This is a genomic window from Alloprevotella sp. Lung230 (genome assembly GCF_014385435.1).
Taxonomy (GTDB): Bacteria; Bacteroidota; Bacteroidia; order Bacteroidales; family Bacteroidaceae; genus Alloprevotella.
Genome location: NZ_JACSUD010000001.1, coordinates 42,917 through 67,196, shown reverse-complemented (window position 1 = coordinate 67,196; position 24,280 = coordinate 42,917). Strand labels below are relative to the sequence as shown.

At 55.2% G+C, this 24,280-nt stretch carries 18 protein-coding genes and 4 tRNA genes; 10 read left to right on the top strand and 12 right to left on the bottom strand.

All coding sequences use genetic code 11. The features are described from left to right. Positions 1-112 precede the first annotated feature (112 nt). Together H8527_RS00280 and H8527_RS00275 are read right to left on the bottom strand one after the other, a co-directional pair. The gene (locus H8527_RS00280) at positions 113-1,087 is read right to left on the bottom strand and encodes a DUF4249 domain-containing protein (RefSeq protein ID WP_187544631.1); all 975 of its coding nucleotides are present in this window, start codon (positions 1,085-1,087) and stop codon (positions 113-115) included. Between the two features lie 4 nt (positions 1,088-1,091). Further along, complete coding sequence (locus H8527_RS00275; protein ID WP_187544630.1) at positions 1,092-3,338, bottom strand: TonB-dependent siderophore receptor; 2,247 nt, start codon at positions 3,336-3,338, stop codon at positions 1,092-1,094. Positions 3,339-3,986: 648 nt separating this feature from the next. On the opposite strand from H8527_RS00275, the gene H8527_RS00270 reads away from it, so the two are divergent. Further along, positions 3,987-6,227: a GH92 family glycosyl hydrolase gene (locus H8527_RS00270; RefSeq protein ID WP_370539208.1), complete on the top strand. Its 2,241-nt coding sequence runs from the start codon at positions 3,987-3,989 to the stop codon at positions 6,225-6,227. A 105-nt stretch (positions 6,228-6,332) separates the two neighbouring features. Here H8527_RS00270 and H8527_RS00265 read toward each other — a convergent pair whose 3' ends face one another. The 3 genes from H8527_RS00265 to H8527_RS00255 form a co-directional block, all read right to left on the bottom strand. Further along, positions 6,333-7,526, bottom strand: a complete 1,194-nt coding sequence (locus H8527_RS00265; protein ID WP_187544626.1) for an acetate/propionate family kinase — start codon at positions 7,524-7,526, stop codon at positions 6,333-6,335. A gap of 19 nt (positions 7,527-7,545) precedes the next feature. Continuing rightward, positions 7,546-8,559: a phosphate acetyltransferase gene (gene pta, locus H8527_RS00260; RefSeq protein WP_187544625.1), complete on the bottom strand. Its 1,014-nt coding sequence runs from the start codon at positions 8,557-8,559 to the stop codon at positions 7,546-7,548. Between the two features lie 161 nt (positions 8,560-8,720). After that, a complete protein-coding gene (locus H8527_RS00255; protein WP_187544623.1) occupies positions 8,721-10,079 on the bottom strand; it encodes a threonine/serine exporter ThrE family protein in 1,359 nt (452 codons plus the stop codon). Positions 10,080-10,729: 650 nt separating this feature from the next. On the opposite strand from H8527_RS00255, the gene H8527_RS00250 reads away from it, so the two are divergent. The 8 genes from H8527_RS00250 to H8527_RS00215 all read left to right on the top strand — a co-directional run bounded on the left by H8527_RS00250 (position 10,730) and on the right by H8527_RS00215 (position 15,165). Beyond that, on the top strand, positions 10,730-11,548 hold the full coding sequence (locus H8527_RS00250; RefSeq protein WP_187544621.1) for a glycogen/starch synthase: 819 nt from the start codon (positions 10,730-10,732) through the stop codon (positions 11,546-11,548). Between the two features lie 34 nt (positions 11,549-11,582). After that, positions 11,583-13,061 carry a DUF4270 domain-containing protein gene (locus tag H8527_RS00245; RefSeq protein ID WP_187544619.1) on the top strand — a complete coding sequence of 493 codons (1,479 nt, stop codon included), beginning with the start codon at positions 11,583-11,585 and terminating at the stop codon, positions 13,059-13,061. Positions 13,062-13,180: 119 nt separating this feature from the next. Then, positions 13,181-13,921, top strand: a complete 741-nt coding sequence (locus H8527_RS00240; protein WP_187544617.1) for a sugar phosphate nucleotidyltransferase — start codon at positions 13,181-13,183, stop codon at positions 13,919-13,921. A gap of 145 nt (positions 13,922-14,066) precedes the next feature. After that, positions 14,067-14,139, top strand: a tRNA-Gly gene (locus H8527_RS00235). Positions 14,140-14,168: 29 nt separating this feature from the next. After that, positions 14,169-14,249: transfer RNA gene (locus H8527_RS00230), tRNA-Leu, on the top strand. A gap of 92 nt (positions 14,250-14,341) precedes the next feature. After that, positions 14,342-14,425, top strand: a tRNA-Leu gene (locus H8527_RS00225). A gap of 10 nt (positions 14,426-14,435) precedes the next feature. After that, positions 14,436-14,508 (top strand) — tRNA-Gly (locus H8527_RS00220). An 87-nt stretch (positions 14,509-14,595) separates the two neighbouring features. After that, entirely contained in the window at positions 14,596-15,165 is a 570-nt protein-coding gene (locus H8527_RS00215; protein WP_187544614.1) for a hypothetical protein, read from the top strand. Between the two features lie 144 nt (positions 15,166-15,309). On the opposite strand, the gene dnaG is transcribed toward H8527_RS00215, so the two are convergent. Further along, positions 15,310-17,448, bottom strand: coding sequence for a DNA primase (gene dnaG, locus H8527_RS00210; protein WP_187544613.1), 2,139 nt, complete (start codon positions 17,446-17,448; stop codon positions 15,310-15,312). A 167-nt stretch (positions 17,449-17,615) separates the two neighbouring features. Here dnaG and H8527_RS00205 point away from each other — a divergent pair, with 167 nt between their 5' ends. Next, complete coding sequence (locus tag H8527_RS00205) at positions 17,616-18,506, top strand: glucosaminidase domain-containing protein (protein WP_187544611.1); 891 nt, start codon at positions 17,616-17,618, stop codon at positions 18,504-18,506. Between the two features lie 20 nt (positions 18,507-18,526). Here the strand turns inward: H8527_RS00205 and H8527_RS00200 are convergent, their stop codons facing one another. From H8527_RS00200 to H8527_RS00175, 6 genes are all read right to left on the bottom strand, one after another. Next, entirely contained in the window at positions 18,527-19,141 is a 615-nt protein-coding gene (locus H8527_RS00200) for a 4'-phosphopantetheinyl transferase superfamily protein (protein WP_187544609.1), read from the bottom strand. 11 nt (positions 19,142-19,152) lie between these two features. Then, positions 19,153-19,602, bottom strand: coding sequence for a single-stranded DNA-binding protein (locus H8527_RS00195; RefSeq protein WP_187544607.1), 450 nt, complete (start codon positions 19,600-19,602; stop codon positions 19,153-19,155). Positions 19,603-19,827: 225 nt separating this feature from the next. Then, positions 19,828-20,298, bottom strand: coding sequence for a DUF4293 domain-containing protein (locus H8527_RS00190; RefSeq protein ID WP_187544606.1), 471 nt, complete (start codon positions 20,296-20,298; stop codon positions 19,828-19,830). A gap of 135 nt (positions 20,299-20,433) precedes the next feature. After that, entirely contained in the window at positions 20,434-20,778 is a 345-nt protein-coding gene (locus H8527_RS00185; protein WP_187544604.1) for a DNA-directed RNA polymerase subunit omega, read from the bottom strand. A 50-nt stretch (positions 20,779-20,828) separates the two neighbouring features. Further along, the gene (locus tag H8527_RS00180; protein ID WP_187544602.1) at positions 20,829-21,674 is read right to left on the bottom strand and encodes an outer membrane protein assembly factor BamD; all 846 of its coding nucleotides are present in this window, start codon (positions 21,672-21,674) and stop codon (positions 20,829-20,831) included. Between the two features lie 606 nt (positions 21,675-22,280). Further along, complete coding sequence (locus tag H8527_RS00175) at positions 22,281-24,173, bottom strand: long-chain fatty acid--CoA ligase (protein WP_187544600.1); 1,893 nt, start codon at positions 24,171-24,173, stop codon at positions 22,281-22,283. Positions 24,174-24,280 lie beyond the last annotated feature (107 nt).

Below are 24,280 nucleotides of genomic sequence, written 5' to 3'. Positions count from 1 at the left end.
TGGTCAAGACCGACCCGAAAGCGAGAAAAAAATCCCCTGCACCAACGCGAAGAAGGTGCAGGGGATTTTTGTGCAAAACAGTGATGTGGTGCAGCGCGGGATGTCCCGATGCTTAGGGGGTCGGCGGGGTGAGGGAAACCTGCTTCTGCTGTACCTGCATCGTGCCGAGGATGCCCGTGCCGCCGCGGATGTTGGAGAAGCGGATGGACGGTTCGGCCAGCCCGGCCTTGACGAGGGCATTATTGAAGGAGTCTTCGTCCTCGTTGAAAAGGCTGCTGAGGTAGCGGTAGTAGCCCTCGGAGATGCTGAACAACTGGAAGCGGCGGGCGAGGTCCTGCTTAGGCTTGAACCCACCGCGGTTGCGGTCGTATTCGAGGAAAGAGTAGCGGGTGAACTCTTCGTCAATGCGCAAGTCGTAGGTTTTTCCATCGAAGAGTTCGTCGCTGAAAGCCATCCCGCTTTCGCCGCCGATGGAACTGTTTTCGTCGAGCAGGTTGAGGCCGCCGTGACCGGGGATGAACACCTCGTCCTTGGAGTAGTCGAGACCGTGGACAATGGAGCCGCCTTCATCCATGATGCGGACGAAGTAGAAGTTGCGCTCGCGGGCAGGGTCGGCGAAGTGGATGCGATAGACGCACTGGTAGGTGTCGTAGAGTTGGGTCGTCTCGTTGAAGAAGCCTTTGGGTCGAAAGTCGATGTCCACTCTGTCGATGGGGATGAGGCGGGGGAGGGTCTCTTCGGCCCAGACGTTGCCGAGGCGTGTTCGGGCATCGATGCGGATGCGGTCGCCCTGCCGAGGGGTGTAGGTGGAGCGGTAGACGAAGGCCGTGGGGTCGTAGGTGAGGGTGGAGTGGGGCGTGCCGTTGACGGTGAGGATGACTTCGGCATCGGGGATGTCGGCATCTACCGAGAGGCTGTCGAAGATGGTGCGCGCCACTTGCACCACGATGGGCTTTTGGGTGCCGGCCACGCAGTTGAGCACCACGGTGGGGGTGGGGCGTCGGCTGCCCAGGTCGATCTCCTCCGTGCAGGCGGCCAGTGTGCCGACGAGCAGGAAGAGGGGGAGGAGACGGGAAAGGAACTTCATGAGGTCAGAACTTGAGGGTGTAGGAGATGGAAGGGATGATGGGGAAAAGGGCGATGCTCTGGAAGCGCACCTTGTTCACCTGACGGCGGCGACCGGTGGTGCCGGCGGAGGTTTCGTAGTCGTACTCCTGCTTCTGGCGCACCATGATGGGGTTGAGGTGGGAGTAGGCGTTGTAGATGCTGATGTTCCAGATGCTGCGGCGTCCGCTCTTCTTGTGGAAACGATGGAAGTTGATGCCCAAATCGAGGCGGTGGTAGGCCGGGAGGCGGAAGTTGTTCTTGCTGCTGATGTGGGGCAGGAGTCGGTCTTCGCGGTAGGAGGGATAGTCCGGGCCTTCTCCATCGCCGGCATAGTCGTAGCTGTCGTAGGCGAGGGTCATGAGGTTGCCCGACATGACGGTCCAGGCAGCGTTGAGTTCGATGCGGCGGGAGGCGCGGTAGCTGAAGGCGATGTTGAACTTGTGCCGATTGTCGTACTTCGAGGGGAAGGTGCGGCCTTGGTTGAGTTCGGGGAAGGTGCGGTCGGTCCAGAGCAGGCCGTAGCCCACGAAGCCGGCGAGGCGTCCGAAGTTCTTCTCCACTTGCAGGTCGATGCCGTAGGCCGTGCCTTTGCCTTCGGTGAGCTTGTCGACCCACGAGATGCTGCGGGCGAGCAGGCCGTGGCCTTCGCGGTATTCGAGCAGGTGGTTCATCTTCTTGTACCAGCCTTCGATAGAGAAGTTCCAGCGATTGTGGAGCGAATAGTAAGCCCCGAGGGAGAAGAGGTCGCTCGTCAGGGGAGCATGTCGGCTGGTCACGGGCATCCAGTAGTCGGTGGGCAGGGCGATGTAGGTCTCGCTCACCTGCTGGACAAACTGCGACATGCGGGCATAGCCGGCCTTGACGCTCAGGTCGGGGGAGAGGAGGAAGTTGAGCGAAGCGCGTGGCTCAATGGTGAGGTAGTTCTTGCCGCTCACGGCGAAATCCGAAAGGCGCAGACCGGCGTTGAAGTTGAAGCGCTCCATCGGTTTCCACTCCACGTCGCCGTAGAGGGCTGTCTCGTTGGCATCGAGGCGACGGTTGTTGTCGACAAACTTAATCTTCTCGTTGGTTGAGGTCTCGCGGTTTTGCTCGGGGGTGAAGCGGTGGTGAGTGTAGTCGGCCCCGAAGCGGAAGGTCAGTTCGCGCTGCAGAGTCCAGAGCCACTGCGAGCGGAGGCTCACGTCGTCGATGCCGTTGACGATGTCCTTGGTGGAGCGGTCGTAGAAGTAGTTTGGCCGGCCCTTCTGCCCATTGATTTCTTCTGCGGTGACGCCGAAGCCCGAGTGGTAGCGGGTGTAGGTGAGGGAAAGGCTGTGGAGCAGGTGGTCGGCCACGGGGAGGTTCCACTTGAGTGTGCCGAGCAGGTTGTTCCACTTGAGGTGGGCGTCGAAATTCTGCCGCCAGTAGGCATCGGGGTTGGGATTGTCCACGGTCCAGTCGTCGCCGCCCGTGTGGAGGCGGTCCTCCCCGAAGTAGCCGATGAAGGAGAGCGTGCCGAGGCGGTTGAAGCGGTGGTTGAGGTGGAGATTGAGGTCGGTGAAGGCGTAGGCGGCCGTGATTTTCTCACCGCTGCTCTTCGCGTCCTTGTTATAGAGGGCGAGGGCGGGGGTGGTGAGGAGGTCGAGCCAAGAGCGGCGCACGGCGATGTTGAACGAGGTGCGGTTCTTGACAATCGGGCCGCCCACGCTGAGGTTGGCCGCGGTCAGGCCGATGGAGAAGTTGCCGTGGTAGCGGTTCATGTCGCCGGGCTTGGTGATGATGTCCACCACGCTGGAGAGGCGTCCGCCGTAGCGGGCGGGAAACGCGCCCTTGTAGAAGGCCACATCGCGAATGGCCTCAATGTTGTAGGCCGAGAAGAGTCCGCCGGCGTGGTTCATCTGGTAGATGGGATTGCCGTCGATGAGGAAAAGGTTCTGGTCGTTGTTGCCGCCGCGCACCATCAGTCCGGCAAAGCCATCGACACCGGGCGAAACGCCGGGCTGCATCTGCAAGGCTTTGACCATGTCGGCATCGCCCATCAGGGTGGGAATGCTCTTGATGTGCTCCGGCCGCAGATAGGTCAAGCCCATGGTGGGAGTTTGCACTTTGTTCTGGCGCTGGCCCACGATGAGGGCGCTTTCGAGCTTCACGGTGTCGCGTTGCACGCTGTCGGCCGCTGCCGGCATCGCCGTGTGCGCTTGGGCACAGAGTGGGAGTGCCGTGAGGAGGCTCAGGGTGAAAAGTGGCTTCATGAGAAGAAGGAGTTTAGCGGTGTTGGATGAAAAAAACGCTGCAAAGTTACGTATTATTCTCGGCATAGGCAACGGTGGTCTGGCTTTTGCCGACGGCAATGGTGCTATACGATGGAGTGTCGCTTATAAGTAGGTGCTCGAAATGAATTGATACCCTATTTGTTTCATTTTTTCATCAGGTCGTCTTTGCGAAGAAGAAGTGTAGCAGGCTGCACGAGGGATGAACAAAGGTGAGGTGGCGGGAAAGGAAAACAAAGAGGGTATCAAAGTAGAGAACATCCTACAATGAAGATAGCTACGTTTAATTTTGAACACCTACTTATCTAAAAAGGGGGGCAAAGTGGTCGGCGCAACGGAGTGCCTTCCACCGGCGCGCGAGTCGCAGGTAATTTTCGTCCCTTCAGGAAGAGACAAACGTCCCTTCGCGAAGAAACGAATGTTTCCTCGGGAAGAGACGAATGTCCCATCGGGAAGGGACGAATGCTGCGAGCCTCGGAAAACAAACTACTTCTTGTGCGGAGAGTGGAGAAAAACGCGCAGCGTTTCGGAGTTCCGATGAAAATGTTCTGCTGTGCGTGTGCTTTTCTTGCGTAAAAATGCAGGTGGATGGTGTCTCGGCCTTGGAGGTATCCCGATTTAGTCGTATCTTTGTGGGCAGAAACACCTAATCCTCTTTCTTTTATGATCCTCAAATCTTTCTTTCTCTCCGCGCTCCTGATGGGGGCTGCCCTCACCGCCGCGGCCCACAAGCACACGCGCCACGTCGACCCCTTCATCGGCACAGCCGCCACGGGACACACCTTTCCCGGCGCCACTGTCCCCTTCGGCCTCGTGCAGCCCGGACCCTCGTCGGGCGTGGCCGGCTGGAAGTATTGCTCGGGCTACATCCACAGCGATGCCCGCTTCTGGGGTTTCGCACAGACTCACCTCAACGGCACGGGGTGCACCGACCTGGGCGACCTGCTCATCATGCCCGTCTCGCGGCAGTATGCCCAAATCGCCGACACGGCGGGCGTGGCGCAAAGCAACGACAAGGTGAACCTCTTCGGCAGTCGCAAGGGCACGGAGACAGCGCGCCCGGGCTACTACGCCGTGGAACTTCTCGATGCCGGGGTGCGCACGGAGGCCACTGCCACGCCCCACGTTGCCTACTATCGACACACGTTTCAGCCCGGTGCGCGTCGCTCGGTCTACATCGACTTGCAGCACGGCCCCACCTGGACGTGGGAGGGCTATCGCAAGCGCGTCAAGGAGTGTGAGTTTGTCTGGGACGATGCTCAGACGTTGTCGGGACACATCCGCAGCGAGGTTTGGGTGGACAAGGATGTCTATTTTGTCATTAGTTTTTCGCAACCGATGACGCGCTTCACCTCGCTCAATCCCATCGCCGGATTCAAAGGCAGCCGCCTGCTGGTGGACTTTCCCGACTCCGGGGTGCTGGAGATGAAGGTGGCCCTCTCGACCCACAGCGTGGCGGGCGCTCGGCGCAATCTGGCGGCCGAACTCCCCGGCTGGCAGCAGTTTGATCAGACGGCCGAAGCGGCCGAAGCGGCGTGGGAACAGTATCTCTCCCGCATCGACATCGCCGGCACGGAGGAACAGATGAAGATGTTCTACACCTCGTTCTACCACGCCCTCATCCAGCCCAACAACATCGCCGACGTCGACGGCAGCTATCGCAACACCCGTCGCGAGGAGGTCAAGGCGGTGGACGGCACGGAGATGTATTCCACTCTTTCGCTCTGGGACACCTATCGCGCGGCACATCCGCTCTACACGCTGGTGACGCCCGAGAAGGTGGGGGCTTTTGTCAACTCGATGATTGCGCAAGGTGAGGACCAAGGTTTTCTCCCCATCTGGGCACTGTGGGGCAAAGAAACGCAGACGATGATTGGCAACCACGCCGTGAGCGTCATTGCCGAAGCCTACGCCAAAGGTATCAAGGGTTTTGATGCCGAGAGGGCTTATGCCATGGTGCGCAAGACCCTCATGGAGAGTCATCCTGCCAAATCGAATTGGGAGGTCTACAACCGCTACGGCTACTACCCCTACGATCTCATCCCGCTGGAAAGTGTTTCGCAAACCTTAGAGTTCTGTTATGACGATTATGCTGCGGCCGACTTTGCCCGCCGACTGGGCAAGAAGAGCGATGCGAAATTCTTTGCTGCCCGCGCCGACAACTTCAAGCACCTCTTCGACCCCACGACCAGATTTATGCGTCCCAAGGACAGCCAAGGCCGCTGGCGCACGCCTTTCCACCCCGATGCCATCGGCCACGCCGAGAGCGGCACGGGCGACTACACCGAGGGCAACGCCTGGCAGTACACTTGGCACGTGCAGCACGATGTGCCCGGCCTCATCCGCTTGATGGGCGGCCGTGAGCGCTTCCTCAACAAGCTCGACAGTCTCTTTGTGGTCGAACTCAAAGATGTCAACCTCCCTGACGTGACGGGACTCATCGGACAGTATGCCCACGGCAACGAGCCTTCCCACCACGTGGCCTATCTCTACGCCCTGGCCGGTCGGCCGGAGCGCACGCAGGAGTTGGTGCGTGAGATTTGCGACACGCAGTATCACCCCACACCCGAGGGGCTTTGCGGCAACGACGATTGCGGGCAAATGTCGGCGTGGTACATGCTTTCGGCCATGGGCTTCTATCCAGTCGACCCTGTGAGCGGACAGTACGTCTTTGGTGCGCCGCAACTTCCTGCCGTCACGCTCCACCTGCCCGGCGGCCGCACCTTTGTCATCGAAGCGCACAACCTGTCGAAAGACAATCTCTACGTCAAGGAGATTTGGCTCAACGGCAAGCGCTGGAAGAAACCCACGATTTCACACGCCGACATCGTGCGCGGCGGCCGCCTCGTCTTCGTCATGGGCGGGAAGTAGGGCCGCGCCTTTCCTTCTCTCTCGTGGTTATCACGGAAAACAAAAAGAGGATGCACCCATCGCGTGGTGCATCCTCTTTTCGTAAGGTGGTGTTTCAGCTTTCGCTTATCGCGTCACGAGTTCGAGCGTATCGGTGGCGATGAGCAGTTCTTCGTCGGTGGGCACGACCAGCACTTTTACACGGCTGTCGGGTGCAGAGACGATTTCCTCTTCGCCGAAGTTGGCCTTGTTCTTCTCGTAGTCCATCTTCAGGCCGAGGAATTCAAGGCTTTCGCAAGCCTCCCAGCGTACGTCCCACTGGTGTTCGCCCACACCGGCAGTGAAGACCACAGCGTCGAGACCGCCCATGGCTGCGGCATAAGCACCGATGTATTTCTTGATGCGGTAGCTGTACATCTCAAGAGCGAGGATGGCGCGGTCGTTGCCTTCGGCCACAGCCTTTTCAATGTCGCGCATATCGCTGCCTACGCCCGAAATGCCTTTCACGCCCGACTCCTTATTGAGGAGGTAGCGCATTTCGGCGGGGCTGAGGTTGTCGCTTTCCATGATGCTGAGTACTACGGAGGCATCGAGGTCGCCCGAACGAGTGCCCATCATCAATCCTTCCAACGGAGTGAGACCCATAGAGGTGTCTACGCATTTGCCGTCGACAATCGCTGATACCGATGCACCGTTGCCCACGTGGCAAACAATGATTTTCTGTCCTTCGGGCTTCACACCGAGCACTTCGCAAGCGCGCTTCGAGACGAAGCGGTGGCTCGTGCCGTGGGCGCCCCAGCGGCGGATGTTGTTGTTTTCGTAATACTTGTAGGGAACGGCATACATATAGGCCTTGCGGGGCATAGTCTGATGGAAAGCGGTGTCGAACACAAAGACGTTGGGCTTCGTGGGGAGCATTTGTTTCACTGCCTCGTAGCCTTTGAGGTGGCCGGGATTGTGTTCGGGAGCCAAGTCCATATAGGTCACCCATTCTTCCATCATTTTGTCGTCGACAAGGCAGCTCTCGGTGAAGCGACCGCCCGCCACAATGCGGTGGCCGATGGCAGCAATCTCATCGAGGCTCTTGATGGCGCCGTATTCGGAATGAGTAAGCGTGTCGAACACCATCTTCATTCCCTCCGTGTGGGTGGGGCAATCGAAGGCAATCTTTTGATTCTCGCCGTTGAGTGTTGCTTTTAAGAAAGCGTCTTGTTGTCCGATGCGTTCGATGCCGCCAGAGGCCAGAACGCTCTTGTCGTCCATCTCGTAGAGTTTATATTTTATGGAGCTGGATCCGCAGTTGATAACGAGGATTTTCATTGGGATAATAGTGTTGAGTTTAGTTTTGTTCTTTGGCCGCAATGGCTTGTACGGCAGTGATGGCAATCATCTTGTAGATGTCCTCTACGCAGCAGCCGCGCGAAAGGTCGTTGACGGGGCGGGCGATGCCTTGGAGGATAGGGCCGATGGCTTCGGCGTGGCCGAGGCGCTCCACGAGTTTGTAACCGATATTGCCCACTTCCAAGCGGGGTACAACGAGCACATTGGCCTGTCCGGCCACGGGGCTGGTGGGAGCTTTGAGTTTGCCCACCTTCGGCACGAGCGCTGCATCGGCCTGCAACTCACCATCAATCATCAGTTCGGGCCGCATCTCTTTGGCGAGGTGTAAGGCTTCCACCACTTTATCTACATCTTCGTGTTTGGCCGAGCCATAAGTGGAGAAAGAGAGCATGGCCACGCGAGGTTCAACACCGGCCACAGCACGTGCGGTGTCGGACGAGCACACGGCAATCTGTGCCAGTTGGTTGGCATCGGGCACGGGGGTCACGGCGACATCGCCCATCACCACCACACCGTCAGACCCATATTCGTGGGCTTGGGTGATGAGAATCATGGCTCCGCTCACACAAGTGATGCCGGGCTGAGTCTTGATGATTTGCAGGGCGGGGCGGAGCACATCGCCCGTGGTGTTGCGCGCACCGGCCAACTGTCCGTCGGCATCGCCGCTCTTGATGATGAGACTGCCCAGGTAGAGGGGATTTTCCACGATGCTGCGTGCGCTCTCAATGGTGACGCCCTTCTTGGCGCGGAGCTGCGCCAGCAGTTGGGCATACTCTTCTTTCTTGGCGTGGTTGCGTGGGTCGATGAGGGTGGCCTTGGCGATGTGTTGGAGGTTGTGTTGTGCGGCGAGCTCCTTGATTTCTTCGGGGTCGCCCAAGAGGATGAGGTCGGCAATGCCCTCGGCGAGGACACGGTCGGCAGCTTTCAGAGTGCGTTCTTCCGTGCCTTCGGGGAGAACGATGCGTTGCTTGTTGGATTTTGCTTTTGCAACGAGTTGTTCAATCAATGCCATAAATCTATTTTAGGGAGTTGAGAATAAGAAACGATGCTGGAAGCCCGATTGAGGCTTCCACTGCGAAATTACGAAAAAAAACGTTGTCACGTATCGTTTGCGCGCTACTTTTTGACGCAATGAGAGGTTTGCGATATATTTACAAGGGGTTTATGCCTCCGTCAGTCGAAATCCGAAAGGTCGACAAACTTGCCGCGGCTGCGGCGTTCCTCGATGAGGCGGCTCAGGTGGGCACGGCGGGTGGAGGCTATCCAGCGGCGGGCAAAGATGTTGGGGATGGCCACACCGATGGAGATGCACAGCACGATGAGGGCGGCGTTGACCATAAAGTCGAAGGAGCGCAGGAAACCTTCTACCTCGTTGCCCATGCGCACAAAACCAAAAATGCCGCGATACATCAAGATGCCCGGCACCATCGGGATGACGCTCGGAATGCTCAGCACGTGGTTGGGGCTGCGCGTGGGCTGCACCAAGCGCACCGCGATGAGGGAAACGAGCGAAGCACCGGCCAGCGATCCCAGTACCAAGCCCTGTCCCAGTTCGAATCCGATGAAGTTGCGTGTGAACATGGCCAACACGCCCAGCAGGGCAACCGCCGGAAGCGAACGCCGAGGCACATTGAAAATCATGCCGAAGCCCATGGCCGAAATCCCGGTGGCGATGGCGGCCTCCCAATAGCTGATTTCGGGCGCCATGCTCAGTGTGGTCAAGAAGTTGGTGACGCCGCACACACTCACGGCCAGCACAATGCCGAAACTCATCGAAGCAATCTGCACCATGGCGTTGGAGAAGCGCGCCACCCCCATGAGCAAATAGTTGTCGAGCATGTCGTCGAGGAAGTTGATGAGCGCCACACCGGGCACGAGGAAGAGAGCGCACGAGAGGAAGGGGTGGTAAGGGTGGTCGGTAAATCCTTCCGGCAGCAGGTGCATCATTCCCCACACCGTCAGGGTGGCCAGAAAGGCGGAGAGGGCGGTGACCATGTAGACGTTGAAGCCGCGTGTCAAGAGCTCGCGCCGCACCGAAAATCCCACCCAACCGGCCACCATGGCCGGAAGGAACGAGGGCCAGTCGCCCCCGAAGAGCACGCAAAAGCCCCCGCAACCCATCGCAGCGCCCAGCGTGACGAGCCATGCGGGATAGTCGGAGCGGGAGCGTGCAATGCGGTTGACCACCCGCTCAAAGCGCGACATGGTGTAGTCCTCCTGGATGGCGCGCCATGAGAGTTGGCTCATCGCGGCAAGGGCTTTCATGTTGATGGTGTAGCGGTCGGAGTGGACAAAACGGCTGAACGAATGACTCTCGTCACTGTAATTGACTTTGAGCGTGCCGTAGAGCACATCGATGTGCAGATAGCGCTCGTCGAGCCCGAGGAAGGCGGCAATGCGCTTCATGTTGCGGACGATGCGGTTGGTGTCGGCCGCACTCTCCATCAGCACCATGCCGGCGCGCAGCAGGATGGTGAGCTTGCGGTGCACGCGGCGTGCATTTTCGTTGAGGGTTTCGGGAGATGATGCCATACAGAAAAGGGAATTTTTAAGACGATGGAACAAAAGTACCACTTTTTTTTGACCTTGCCAAGCTCTCGGAGCAAAACCCAACGCCTGCCGGCCCTTTTCCATCCTCTGCACAGTGTCTTCCGATGCCCTTGTGGCAGGGGCCGACGAGCCTCGCTTTCTTTCGGACGGTGCTTTTCGGCCTTCGGGTTGTGCTTTCCGCGAGAGGGCCGACGTGGCGGCACAGACCGTCTGTTTCCCCGACTTCGTGCGGAGTGTCGCCCTCATCTGTGGGTGGGAAGTAGGCGTTTCCCGCTCCTTTGTAGTTTTCGTCCCTTCGCGAGGGGACGTTCGTCTCTTCGCGAGGAGACATTCGTTTCTTCCCGAAGGGACGTTTGTCTCTTCCCGAAGGGACGAAATTTATCTACGACCAGTGCGCCACCGGAACGCACTTCCACGATATCCTCGGCATCCATCGCCCTCACCGCCTTTGAAGCGAAAAATGCCGGGTCGTTCCGACATTGTGGGGCAAAAAGATACTTAAAAGCAGACAAGTTGCCGTTTTTTTTCGTAACTTTGCACGAAAATTTATTGTATCTGCGCCGAAAGGGCTGCTGCATATCCTTTTCGGCATAGAGAAAGCAAGATACAGCAAACGCTGATTTACTTCAATAATGAAAGCCAAGAAAATCCTGTTCATCACCCAAGAAATTTTCCCGTATGTTCCCGAGTCGAAAATGGCCACTGCCGGGCGTCAAATCCCCCAAGCCATTCAAGAGAGCGGCTTTGAAATTCGCACTTTCATGCCGAAATGGGGCAACATCAACGAGCGTCGCAACCAATTGCACGAAGTCATTCGCTTGTCGGGAATGAACATTGCCATCGATGAAACCGACCACCCCCTCATTATCAAAGTGGCTTCCATCCAAGCCGCCCGTATGCAAGTGTACTTCATCGACAACGACGACTTCTTCTTGAAGCGCGCGATGATGGTGGATGACGAGGGTAAGGAATATGCCGACAACATGGAGCGTGCCATCTTCTATGCACGCGGTGTCTTGGAGACGGTGAAGAAGCTCCGTTGGGTGCCCGACATTATCCACTGTCAGGGCTGGATGTCGGCTGTGGTGCCGCTCTACATCAAGACGGCTTTCCGCGGAGATCCACCTTTTGCTAATGTCAAAGTGATTTTCTCTGCCCACGACGAGATGCCCACGTTGCCGCCTCCCGCCAACGCCACCGCCTGCTTGACCTTCCGAGAAGCCACTTCGCAACTCCTTGCCGAGACCGGGATAGACTTCACCCGCCCTGACTCGCTGGGCCGACTGGGCGTCCACTTCTCGGACGGATTTGTGCAAGCCGGCGGACATACAGAACTCACTGACTATGCCGCGCAGCACGGCGTGCCGACCTTGCAGGCGACCGAAGAATCCAACGCCGAAGCCTATGCAGACTTCTACCGGCAGATTGCTGGTGACGAATCCGAAGAATAGTTGTCACATGTGACGAAACATTTTCCCCCATTGTATGAAACGCTTTTCTGCCTTCCTCCTTCTGGCCTCCACCCTCTTGGGAACTGCGTGTAGCGACGATGCCACGGCCATCGGCGGCAGCGTGATGCCCGATGAAGACCACGTTTCGACCGACCAGTACACCTTCAAGGTGACCACTCAATCCCGAAAGACGGGAGCGATGTTGGCCAACACCAACGAGTGCTATTTGGGCAGCGTGATTGATCCCGAGACGCAGGCCATGACCACCAGTAGCTTTTTGGCACAGTTTCACATGCCCGAAGGGTTCAGTCTGCCGGCAAAGTCGGAACTGATAACCGATGCCAACGGCAAGGTCGTGGCCGACTCGTGCGTGCTGCGCATTCTCCACGATAAGTATTATGGCGACTCGCTGACCACGATGAAACTCTACGTTCAGGAATTGGACACTGCAAAGACGTTGAGCGAGAAATCGAGCTACTACACCGACATCGACCCGACACAATTTCTCAGCACCACCACGGCTCAGCGCAAGACCATCACCTACACCGCGCTCGACCAAACCAAAAGTGCTTCGGTGCTGAACAACAAAAAACTCTATCGTGACATCTCCGTGTGGTTGTCGACCGACTTTGGCAGTGGCATTCTCAACAAATACTACGAAAATGCCAACTTCTTCAAGAACTCTTATGAGTTTGCCAAGCACGTGTGTGCCGGTTTCTACTTCAAGCATGCCGGTGGTGTGGGCACGATGATTGACTCGGAACTGACCACGCTTGACTTCTACTATCGCCAACACAGCAAAACCGCTGCCGGAAAAGACACCCTTCTCAACAAGGTGCTGCGCCTTGGGGCAACGGGCGAAGTGATTCAGAGCACGCACGTGGACAATGAACTCCCGACCGAGATGCTGTCAGACACCCACCCCTACACCTATCTCAAGTCGCCGAGCGGCATCCACACCGAAGCCACCCTTCCCGTGAGCGACATTGTGGCGGGCACTCACTACAACGACACTATCAACAGTGCCAAGTTGCTCTTCCGCACACTGGCCGCTCAGCAGAATGTGACTTATCCCTTGAAGCATCCCGATTTGATTTTGCTCCTGCCCTCCGATAGTGTCGACCACTTCTTCCGCCACACTGCGTTGCCCAACAACATCACCAGCTATGTGGCCAACTACAATGCCAAAGGCTATTATGCCTTCGACAACATTGCTCCACTTATCTCCCGTCTGCGTCAGGTACGCGACCTGCAATCGGGTGTCACTGCCACCGACGACGAGGCGGCACGTCGCGCCAAATGGAGTACTTGGGAGAGTGCCCATCCCAATTGGAACAAAGTGGTCATCCTCCCGGTCACCGGCGACTACCTCACCCAACAAGACGTCTACACCAAAAGGACCAACAAAATTTTGCAGCGCGTGAGAAATAATTTTGGTCTCACCAGCGTGCGCATCGAGGGCGGAACAAAGCCTGTGGAAATGTCGGTCATCTACAGTCGTTTCAAGCAATAACTGCTCTTTTCTACCACAGCGAAACTCTCTCAGAGGCCATGTCAACTCTTTGACGTGGCCTCCTTTTTAAGGGAGGTGTCGCTCATTTTCCTTCTTCACACCCTTTTCCTCTTTTCTTTATGCGTGCTATGCTTTTTGCCGCCGGACTAGGCACTCGCCTCCGTCCGCTCACCGATACTCTTCCCAAGGCCTTAGTTCCCGTGGGCGGCCGCCCACTCTTGGAACACACCCTTCGCCGTCTCATTGCAGCCGGGGCCACCGAAGTGGTGGTGAACATTCATCACTTTGGCCAACAAATTATTGACTATCTTACCCAACATGATTTTGGGATAGACCTCCACATTTCCGATGAGCGCACAGCACTGCTTGACACCGGTGGTGGGCTTCGGCAAGCCCTCTCCTTGTTTTCCGCATCCGACACGCCTATCCTCATCCACAATGTCGACATTTTGAGCAATGCCGATCTTCCCGGCTTCTATGCCCACCAGCACCAGCACGACGTGTTGCTCATGGTCAGCGAGCGCGAGACCCAGCGCTATCTCCTTTTCGACGACCTGCATCGAATGGTCGGCTGGACCAATACCGCCACGGGTGAAGTGCGCAGCCCTATCCCCCATCTCAATCCTGCCGACTGCCAAAAACTGGCTTTTGCCGGCATTCATAGTGTGTCGCCTCGCATCGCCTCACTTATGAGCCCCTATCCCAAGGCGTTCCCCATTATGCAGTTTTATATTGAGAACTGCGACAAACTGGATATTGTCGGTGTGACGCAATCGGATTTGCGCCTCCTTGATGTCGGCAAACAGGACAGCCTGCTCGCTGCCGAAAGTTTTCTCCGAGAACTTGAAAATGCAAAATGAACCTTTCAAAGGGTGTTGGCCATGGGAGAAAATACACCTCCGGATTAAAAATATCCTCGCAATCCCTTGCAGTTATCAAAAAAAGTAGTACCTTTGCACCGCGTTTGAGAGATAACGCTCCTGCACTGAAAAGGGCAGCGGTTTTGCGGAAATAGCTCAGTTGGTAGAGCACAACCTTGCCAAGGTTGGGGTCGCGAGTTCGAGTCTCGTTTTCCGCTCACTTTTGGACAAGTTGAATCACCTTCAAGCCCAGGTGGCGGAATGGTAGACGCGCTCGTTTCAGGTGCGAGTGTTTCACGACGTGCAGGTTCGAGTCCTGTTCTGGGCACAGAACCCGATGATTCAACAAGCAACAAGAGTTCTGCTGATGATATTCACCCCCTGATATCAGCCAACGACAGCAGAACAACCACGAAAAATGGAGAGGTGGCGGAATTGGTAGACGCGCTACTTTGAGGGGGTAGTGTCAATTGCGACGTGGGAGTTCGAGTCTCCTCCTCTTCACTTTCATTTTGCGGAAATAGCTCAGTTGGTAGAGCACAACCTTGCCAAGGTTGGGGTCGCGAGTTCGAGTCTCGTTTTCCGCTCACAAGCGAATTGCCCAAAGGCAGTTCGCTTTTTTCATCTTTCTTTTTTGTTTTTCCCACACAAGAACCTCTCTTCATTCTTCATCTATGAACATTTACGTACGTTATTTCGACCACGAGACCATTACCCGCAGTCTTGACGAACTCTTGGAGTTTCTGGAAGCCTTGCGCGAAATTCCGATGACCGAAGAGATGGTGAACGAACTGGCGGAGTACATCAACAGCGACATTCCCTACCCCAAGCGCTACAAGGTACGTCCTCGCATTTACTTCATTCTCATCAAAACTACGGCCAACACCCTCGAAGAGTTTAAGGCCAACAGCAAAAATGCGAATGACGACCTGCCCCTCCCTTCCTTCCCCGAATATCCGGTACGGAAAGAGAAGGAAATCCGACAAAGTCTCCTGCAAGAACCTCGTGAGGGCTGGTACTTGGGCGAAATCAACTTCAAACGTGTCATCCTCATCCCCGGCACACAAAAATGTCAGTACAGCGACACTCCTTTCGCAGCCTATGTCTACGCCAATTCCGCGCAAGAGTGCTACAATCGCATCATCGACCACCTCAGAAATCGGCAAGACATCGACCCTCGCAGTCAATTCCCATCGGCTCGTGGCAGCAGTTTTACCTACGATTTTATCGGTGATGAACTCTAAACAAAAAGCATCTCGACTTCTCTGCATAACATAAAGAGAAGTCGAGATGCTTTTTTGTTCTCCTTTGGAGAGAAAAGTATACTCAGTCTTTCATGGCTACAATCGTTGAGGACAGCGATTAAAATCGACAGAGATGTTCCAGGCTTATCGGTTGACCACGCGGTCGCCGAGCACTTTGGCAAAGCTCATCTCCATTTCGTTGAGGACAACAAGACGCTGCATGAGTTGGAGTACCGATTCGGGATTGGCCTGTGTGGAGGGAGAGCGCAGTTGTAGGAGAAGTCCTTCCTTTTCCAAAGCGAGGAGGGCATACTTGTAGTCGTTGAGCACATGGGGCACGAGCTCCGAGAGGCGATATTCTTCGGGGATATAGGCCTCTTGCTGCATCGAGGAAAGTTGGTAGCGTTCATCGGTGAGGCGGGAGGCAAGGACACTGATTTCCGGGTTGCTGTGGAGGGGAAAATAGGTGGCAGTGTGGAAGTCAGGTTCATCGGCGTGCTCAACGGCTTCGGTGAGGATGGCGCGGTGTAGTTCCTCCATGAGGGTAATGCCTTCTGCTTGCAGTTCTCCTGCAATGTAGGAGGCTACGAGGGGACTGTCGGGCATGGGGACGTATTCGGTCGGTGCTTCTTCCAGCGTAGGCGTTGAAGCGGCTTCCAGTGGGCGATCGGCTTTGCGCTCCATCATCAGCATCGGACATTCACCGTAGCGCACCACCAGTTCCATCAGGTGACGCTCGCAGGCTTGCAGTCGGCGCAAAGCCGGAGAGGCCGCAGCAAAGACATCGGCCGCAGCATCGGGAAGAGGGGTGCCTGAAGTTTCGGCCGAGGAAGGTGGCGCCACGAGGTTGCCCTCTTCATCAAACACGGGAGCATCTGCCACAGCACTCGAAGGAGGAACGGAGGTGGGAGAAACGCCCTCTTTTTCCTTCGGTGAGGCAACGGACGATGGCGTAGAACGCACTGTCGCCTTGGCTTTGCGCATTTCGGCCGCCACCTCGTTGACAATGGTGCTCTCCTCCATCCCGATGCGCGCAGAGAGTTCGTGGATGTAGACTTGACGAACGATGTCGCTGGGGATGACGGCAATGCTGCGCACGATGTCGCGAATGACGGTGGCGCGCTTCATGGGGTCGTGGGCGGCATCCTGCATGAGGAGGTCGGTCTTGAAACTCATGAAGTCGGTCTGATGTTCTTCGATGTAAGTTTGCAATTCCTGTGCTGAATGCGACTGGGCAAAGCTGTCGGGATCTTCGCCATCGGGGAGGAGGAGCACTTTGATGTTGAGCCCTTCGGCCAGCAGAATGTCAATGCCACGCAGCGAGGCTTTGATGCCGGCAGCATCGCCATCGTAGAGCACGGTAACGTTGGAGGTGAAGCGATGGATGAGACGTACTTGTTCTTGAGTGAGGGAGGTTCCGCTTGAAGCCACCACATTCTCCACTCCGTTCTGATACATCGAAATCACATCGAGATAGCCTTCCACAAGATAGCAACGATCGTGCTTGACGATGGCTTGCTTGGCGGTGTAGAGGCCGTAGAGTTCGCGCTTCTTGGAGTAGATTTCCGACTCGGGAGAGTTGACATACTTCCCCGTGTTGGCCGTTTTGGCATCGCCTAAAAAGCGTCCACCGAAAGCGACCACACGCCCCGACACGCTGTGGATGGGAAAGATGACGCGCCCGTGATAGCGGTCGAGCAGACGTCCATCGTCGGTGCGAAAGCAGAGTCCGGTGCGTTCCACATGCTTCGCGTCAAAGCCCTTTTTCAGTGCCGCCCCGGCCAAGGCATCGCGCTGATTGAGCGCATAGCCGAGCTGGAACTTGCGAATGATGTCGTCGCGCAGACCGCGGGAGCGGAAGTAGGCCATGCCGATGGCACGCCCATCGACACTGTTGTTGAGGGTATCGACAAAATAGTCGCGCGCCCACTCGTTGACTACAAACATGGCTTCGCGTGCCGAGGCAGCAGCTTTCTGTTCATCGGTGAGTTCTCGTTCCTTGACCTCGATGCCATACTTCCGCCCGAGCCATTTGAGAGCTTCGGGGTAGGTCATCTGTTCGTGTTGCATCACGAAGTTGACCACATTTCCCCCTCCTCCACAGCTGAAACACTTGCAGAGTTGCTTGGCAGGCGAGACCATGAACGAAGGCGTCTTCTCATCGTGAAACGGACAAAGCCCTTTGAAGTTCGCTCCCGAACGACGAAGGGTCACAAAGTCACTCACCACATCGACAATGTCGGCTGCGGCCATGATGCGGTCAATGGTACTACGATCTATCATGATGAAACATATCGAATTTGGAAAAGCAAAGATACACCTTTTTGAGCGTTTATACGTGCCGTCCGTTGAAAAAGATGTATCTTTGCAAGAGAAAACAAGCGCTCCACGGCGTATTCTCTTTTACTCACCCTTCATCTCCTCTCACGTCTGCAAAAGCCTTGAAACCTATGTTCAGACTGCTCCTCCCTTTCTGCTTCTTCTGCGGTATTGTCCTCTTTGCTCCGGCGCAAATCAATGCCTATCAGCAATACATCGACCAATACAAGTCGTTGGCCATCGATCAAATGCATCGCTACCGCATCCCGGCCAGTATCACACTGGCGCAAGCGCTGTTGGAAAGCAATGCCGGTCGCTCAGCACTGACGCTCAAGTCCAACAACCACTTTGGTATCAAGGTCGGGGGAGACTGGACGGGGCCTTACGTGCTGGCTCATGACGATGCGCCCAATGAGAAATTTCGAAAGTACAACTCGGCCCGAGAAAGCTATGAAGACCACTCGCGTTTTCTCTCCATGCGCGGCCGCTACTCTTCGCTCTTTACCCTCGAACCGACGGACTATCGCGGTTGGGCTTATGGGCTGAAAGCCGCGGGCTATGCCACCAATCCGCGCTATGGCGATTTGCTCATCAACGTCGTTGAACGCTATGAATTGATGCAGTTCGACCGCAAGCACAAGCATCGTACCAAGCAGGAGGATCGGGCCTTTGCCAGCGGACGCGAACTCTATCTCTGCAACGACCGCGTCTACGTCCTCGCGCGCCGTGGCGACACATACGAAAGCATAGGACGTGACCTCGATATGCGTGCCGGAAAACTTCGGAAATATAATGAAGTGGGCGACGACTACGTGTTGCAGGAAGGCGATATCGTCTATCTGAAAAAGAAACAGAAGCACGTGGCCAAAGCACTCCGCTATACCTTCCACAAGGTGCAACCCGGCGAGTCGATGTATAGCATTTCGCAGCGCTACTGCATCCGTCTCGAACGGCTCTACAAGTACAACTATCTCAGTCCTGACTACGCTGCGCAGGTGGGCGATTTGATTTACCTCCGATAGGAGTTGTTTCGAAAGGACGACTAAGTGCGATAGCGGGCCAAAGCAAAGGCGCACTCTTCCACCACATCGGTCAGCAGCACCGCCTCTTCATTGAGCGTGGGCAGTTTCGCAAGGAGCTGCCCACGCTCCATTTCTAAACAGATGTCATCGAGAAAACTCAGTCCTTCGGTGTCGCACAATTTGTAGACCGCCTCTTTGGCACACCAAAGCAAGGTGGCATCGCTGGGCGTCACGATGAGCTCTTCTTGTTCCTCATCGGTGAGAAAGCGATGGACGAGTCGGAAGGCACGGTCGATGTTATGCTCAATGTCGATGCCCACCTCCATACCCGAAGGGGCGATGGCAAGGGCCGCAAGATGGTCGGAATGACTGATGCTCACCTCCAAATCAACATTGAGTAACACCGGCCGCCCCGTGGAAAGATAACCGATTTCGGCTTCCGGGCCGAGTTGCCGGTGGAGCAGACATCGCACAGCGAGCCACTCTTTTCGTCGGCGTTCGGAGCGGAAGGTCGCTACTTGTTCGGCATAGTGCCGATTGTTGGGCAAAAGCGCGAGCATCTCGTTTTGGCACTCTGTAATGTGCCAAAACGAGATGCTCACGTCATCTATTTGTGTTTCTTTGAGAAAAGGCATAGCAACAAAGATTAGAATGGCGCCTCGGTGGGACGTGGAGGGGTAGAAGGAGCGTCTGTGCCTGATGTCCCGGCAGCTGCCGTTGAGGGCGCTGAGGCAGGGGCGGCCGTAGTGGGAGCAGCAGCGGTCTGTCCTTTGGGCGTGAGCATTTCCATGTTGTTGACCCACACCTCGGTGACATAGCGCACGATGCCTTGGTGGTCAGTGTAGTTGCGCGTACGAATTTCGCCCTCTACATAGAGTTTGTCGCCTTTGCGCACATACTTTTCCACGACTTCGGCCAGCCGACGCCAAAAGAGCAGATGATGCCATTCGGCACGTTCCGGCACCTGAGTCCCATTAGGAAGTGTGTAGCCGGGCGTTGTGGTGGCCAAAGAGAGTTTGGCAGTACACACGTTTTGGTCAATGTAGCGCACTTCGGGGTCTTTGCCTACATTGCCAATGAGCATCACTTTGTTCATAAGTAGGTGTTCAAAAATTAATCGTAGCTATCTTAATCGTAGGATGTTCTCTACTTTGACACCATCTTTGTTTCCCTTTTCCGCCATTTGGTCTTTGTGCATCAGTCGTGTAGCCCGCTACACTCCTTCCTTACAAAGACAAACTGACGACAAGATGAAACATATATAGTATCAATCCGTGCTGAACACCTACTTCGTCGTTGCAATGACGAGCGGACGAATAGATTAACGAATGCGATCGACAGAGCGAATGAGCTTGTAGTCGCGCTGAATGCCGCGCCAAGCCAAACCTGTGAAGAGTAGGGCAGCCAATGGCAGGAAAATGCCGATGTTGGGCACAAAGTTGGCCACACCGGGGAGATCCCCATAGAATCCGACCACGAACGTTAGATCCATGGCACAATAGAGCACGATGAACACCATCGAGATGACGGCCCGCATGCGTTGGGCTTTGAGATTGCGATAGGAGCAAAAAGTCCACACCAGATTGATGAGCGTGAGCACGAGAAAAAGTGCTACATTATAGTAGGACATGGGAGTTTTGAAAGGCTCAGTGCCCCCTTCTTGCAAACCGAAAAGGGTGAGGGTGTAGAACTTTCCACTGCCCACAAGATACCAACCTTGGGAGAAGAAGAAAATGAGTGCCATAGCGATGATGGCCAAAAAGAGGTAGAGGTTTTGAATGCGTTGTATCATCATCAAGAGAGTTGAAGCGTTGAAAACAAGAGGAGAACAGAACACCGCACAGGGTCTCTAAGGTCGCTGCGACACTTAGAGACCCTGTGGCGTTTGGGGGAATACGGCAGGTGCGGTGAAGTGCCGAGGAATGAGTTAGTCGTTGTTGAGTTGCTGATCGCGCTCTTTGAGTGGATTGCGGAAGTAGACCTTGCCGTGCAAAAAGTCTTCGGCTGCAATGAGCGTGCTCTTCGGCAGGCGTTCGTAGTAGCGGGAAATCTCGATTTGCTCACGATTTTCAAAGGTTTCTTCGAGCGTGTCTGTGCCGGAGGCAAACTCTTTGAGCTTACGGCTGAGGTCTTCTTTCATCTGTGCCGAAATCTGGTTGGCACGCTTGCCCATGATGACCAAACTCTCATAAATGTTGCCTGTGGGTTCTGCAAAATCCATCAGGTTGTGCGTGATAGTGTTGGTGGGGGCTTTAGACTTTTTATAATCCATGACGATATGATAAAGTTTTTGTTTCGGAAGGAGGAAAGTGGGGAGAATGATTATTTCTCTACCGCTGCGGTGTCTACGGGAGTGGAGTAGGCTTTGGCGCTGTCGAAGAGGGCACGAGCCTTGGGCATAAACTTAGAGTCGGGGAACTCATTGGTGAAACCATAGTATTCATCAATGGCGGCGTGGTAGCGCTCTTCTTTTTTGCTGTCGATACTCTGTGCCGCAAGTTCAAACTTCGACTTGAGGATGAGGATGGCAAACTCCTCTCTACGCGGTGTGTAGGGGTAGTCATTAATGGCATTTTGTGCGGTGATGATGCACGCTTGGTAGTTGCTCTCGCCACTGCCGCAATTTCCAAAATATCCCCCGAGGTCATAATAGAGTTTGGCCGCCAAAAACTCTTTTTCAATCAGTTTGTCTTGCAGCTCGAAGATAATCTTTTCGGCTTCTGCACGATAGCGGCTGCCGGGGTAGGCTTCGATGAAGTCGCGCAACTCCGTGATGGCGGTGTAAGTGTCGGTCTGATCCAAACGAGGCTCCGGTGTCTTGGCATAGAGCGCGCGTCCGGCATAGAGGTGCGCTTCCTCTACGTAAGTGCCACGGGGATAACTTTCGTAGTATTTCTTGAAATATGTGGCGGCCGCTTCGTAGTCACGACCCTTATAGGCCGAAAGTCCGAGCAGAAACAGCGACTCTTCGGCCTGATTTGTTCCTTTGGCAGCGGCAATGAGGTCAACAAGCAAGGTGTTGGCCTGATTGTAGTCGCCCTGGTAGTAGTATTGTTTGGCGGCTTCGTAACGATAACTCAAATCGTTGGATTTGAGCACATTGTTGTAGTCGTTGCACGAGACGAAGGCGACAAGAGCCAGCAGGAATATGAGGAGGGTCTGCTTCATGTTACTATTTTTTGCCGTGCAAATTTACGCATTTTGTGGCATTCTTCCAAGTTTCGGCCTCTCTTTTCCCAGTCTTAATCTCTAAAAGGCGCAAAAAAAAGAAGCGCAATGCTGAAAGGTTTTGTCAAACGAACCTCAATCTCCCTCGCGCGCGTTCCCTATACAATGAGTGGATGATTTTGCTTTCACTCCTTCACCAATGAATGTAAGGTGCTTATTGTTAGCTTGTTGGCGGTGAAGGAAAAAGAGGTGAACTTCATAAAAAAAGCTTCACCATAAACTGCAGACTATCGGCTTTGATGACGTGTGGTGAAAGCAGTGAAGGCAAAAATAAGGACTATATAGTTGTATATACGCGTATATGCGCGCACGCGCGCGAGGGATGTAAGGGATGAAGGGGTATAAGTGGATGTCGTCACGACAGATGTTCGCCCTTTCGAAATGTCCTTTGTAGAAAAATCTACCTCAGACCTAAATTTACGCAGCTCTGAGCTGAGAAATTTTAGGTCTGAGGTGAATGCGCTTAATCAAGGGAGCAAGTTGCAACGATATGATTTTCTCGCAACTGCTGGAGAAGGGGTAGAGGCCCCCCTAAAAATACTTGTCTTATCCCCTCATCGCAATGAGGTTTTGAGGATTGTCCGGTTGCTTGCCTTCGGGCGTGTAGAGGTAGACCAAGCGCTCGGCATAGGCGCGTTCAATCACCGGACGCACCATCTTCATCGTACTGTTGATTTGCCGATTCTTTTCGCTGAAAGGTTCTGAGAGAATGGCCAAGATAGCCGGCAACCAGCGCTCTGGGAACATGCCTTGATGCTCACCCCCTGCGCGAAAGGCTGACACTTCGGTTTGAATCTGACGAATGGCATCTCGACATCCCGTCTTGCTCTGTAAGTCAAAGCCTAAACGACGCAGATGCTCACGATTAGGGACAATGAGGGCTGCCGTGGCCGGGCTTTGGTTGTTGTAGAGCATCACCTGCTCAATGCTGGGGCAGAGAGCCACGAGTGCCTCTTCGATACCTTCGGGGCTGTACTTCTCGCCATCGCTGCTGATGAGCAGACTCTTGAAGCGCCCCTTCACGTAGAGCAAACCTTCGGAGGTCATGTAGCCTAAGTCGCCCGTATAGAGCCATCCGTCACGAAGTGCTTCGGCGGTGGCTTCGGGATTTTTCCAATAGCCGGCCATCACATTTTCACCTCGAACCACAATTTCGCCCTCCTGCCCGACCGGAAGGCTGTTGCCATCGGCATCGCAGATCTTCAATTCGAGAGGCTCCACCAAGCGCCCACTACTTCCAAATCGATAATAGTCCTGAGTGTTCGTACTGATGACAGGGGTGGCCTCGCTCAAGCCGTAGCCTTGAAACATCGGCATACCGATGCCTACATAGAAATGCTGCAATTCCTTGTCGAGCAGTGCACCGCCACCGATGAAGAAACGCAGTTCGCCGCCAAAACTCTCACGAATTTTGTCGAAAAGGATTTTGTCGAAGAATTTCACAACCGGCAGCAGGGCAGCACGCGTGCCACGGTGATCCAGACAGCTCTCTCCATAATAAGCCTGGCGAGCGCGCTTGCCCAGTTCAAACAATCGCTCCGCAACCGGTCCTTGGCGACGGATGTTTTGCTCAATGGCTTTTTTGAAACTCTTGGCCAAAGCCGGCACAGAGAGAATGAAGTGTGGGCGCACCTCGCGGATGTTGTGCGGAATGTTTTTGAGTGTTTCGCTGGCAGTTCGCCCCACTTGCACGGTGGCTGCCGTGGCGCCTTGCATCATCATCACATAGAAGCCCACGACATGCGCAAAGCAATGGTCGAGCGGCAGGATGATGAGGGTGCGCCAAGTGTGGTCGATGGGCACACGGCTGAGGCATTGCTCCACATTGGCGGTATAGTTGCGGTGGGTCAGGCACACGCCCTTGGGGTCGGCGGTTGTGCCGGAAGTGTAGGTGATGGTGGCTATTGTGTCGTTGGTGAGCGCACGTCCCACAGCGAGAAAACGCTCCATGCCCTGCTCTTCCATAAATTGTCGACCTCGCGCCATCAGGTCGCCCACAAAGATTTCGCCTTCTTCGTAGTGGGCTTGGGCATCGAGCACAATGACGTGGCGCAAAAGGGGCAGTTGATGGCGAACTTTACGCACCTTTTCCAACTGCAAACCGCTCACCACCACTTCGTGCACATCGCCATGGGAGAGGCGAAAGAGGAGGTCGTTGCTCTCTTCGAGTTTGACACTGAGCGGCACATTGACTGCACCGGCATAAAACATGGCCAGTTCGCTCACAATCCAGAGGTTGCGCCCCTCGCTCAGCAAGGCAATGTGGTCGCCGGGTTGTACGCCAAGGGCTTGCAAACCCGCCCCCAAGGCATAGACTTGGTCGCGAATGTCGGCATAGCTCGAATTGTGCCATTGTGTGCCGACCTTTTCCATCAGGAAAGTGTTGTTGGGATATTGCTGAACAGATGCTTCAAATACGTCGACGATGGTTTTCTTCATAGGAGATATCATTGTAATGCTTGATGGACGCAAAAATAGCAAAAAATACCGACACCCAACATTTTCACTACAAAAAGTTTTGCACATCCACACAAATATCCTACTTT

Bases quoted from the DNA above. Each gene is read 5' to 3' on its own strand.
- dnaG (WP_187544613.1), bottom strand. From the start codon at position 17,448: ATGATAGATCGTAGTACCATTGACCGCATCATGGCCGCAGCCGACATT.
- H8527_RS00195 (WP_187544607.1), bottom strand. From the start codon at position 19,602: ATGAACAAAGTGATGCTCATTGGCAATGTAGGCAAAGACCCCGAAGTG.
- H8527_RS00280 (WP_187544631.1), bottom strand. From the start codon at position 1,087: ATGAAGTTCCTTTCCCGTCTCCTCCCCCTCTTCCTGCTCGTCGGCACA.
- pta (WP_187544625.1), bottom strand. From the start codon at position 8,559: ATGGCATTGATTGAACAACTCGTTGCAAAAGCAAAATCCAACAAGCAA.
- H8527_RS00250 (WP_187544621.1), top strand. From the start codon at position 10,730: ATGAAAGCCAAGAAAATCCTGTTCATCACCCAAGAAATTTTCCCGTAT.
- H8527_RS00185 (WP_187544604.1), bottom strand. From the start codon at position 20,778: ATGGATTATAAAAAGTCTAAAGCCCCCACCAACACTATCACGCACAAC.
- H8527_RS00200 (WP_187544609.1), bottom strand. From the start codon at position 19,141: ATGCCTTTTCTCAAAGAAACACAAATAGATGACGTGAGCATCTCGTTT.
- H8527_RS00180 (WP_187544602.1), bottom strand. From the start codon at position 21,674: ATGAAGCAGACCCTCCTCATATTCCTGCTGGCTCTTGTCGCCTTCGTC.
- H8527_RS00275 (WP_187544630.1), bottom strand. From the start codon at position 3,338: ATGAAGCCACTTTTCACCCTGAGCCTCCTCACGGCACTCCCACTCTGT.
- H8527_RS00255 (WP_187544623.1), bottom strand. From the start codon at position 10,079: ATGGCATCATCTCCCGAAACCCTCAACGAAAATGCACGCCGCGTGCAC.
- H8527_RS00190 (WP_187544606.1), bottom strand. From the start codon at position 20,298: ATGATACAACGCATTCAAAACCTCTACCTCTTTTTGGCCATCATCGCT.
- H8527_RS00265 (WP_187544626.1), bottom strand. From the start codon at position 7,526: ATGAAAATCCTCGTTATCAACTGCGGATCCAGCTCCATAAAATATAAA.
- H8527_RS00205 (WP_187544611.1), top strand. From the start codon at position 17,616: ATGTTCAGACTGCTCCTCCCTTTCTGCTTCTTCTGCGGTATTGTCCTC.
- H8527_RS00240 (WP_187544617.1), top strand. From the start codon at position 13,181: ATGCGTGCTATGCTTTTTGCCGCCGGACTAGGCACTCGCCTCCGTCCG.
- H8527_RS00175 (WP_187544600.1), bottom strand. From the start codon at position 24,173: ATGAAGAAAACCATCGTCGACGTATTTGAAGCATCTGTTCAGCAATAT.
- H8527_RS00215 (WP_187544614.1), top strand. From the start codon at position 14,596: ATGAACATTTACGTACGTTATTTCGACCACGAGACCATTACCCGCAGT.
- H8527_RS00245 (WP_187544619.1), top strand. From the start codon at position 11,583: ATGAAACGCTTTTCTGCCTTCCTCCTTCTGGCCTCCACCCTCTTGGGA.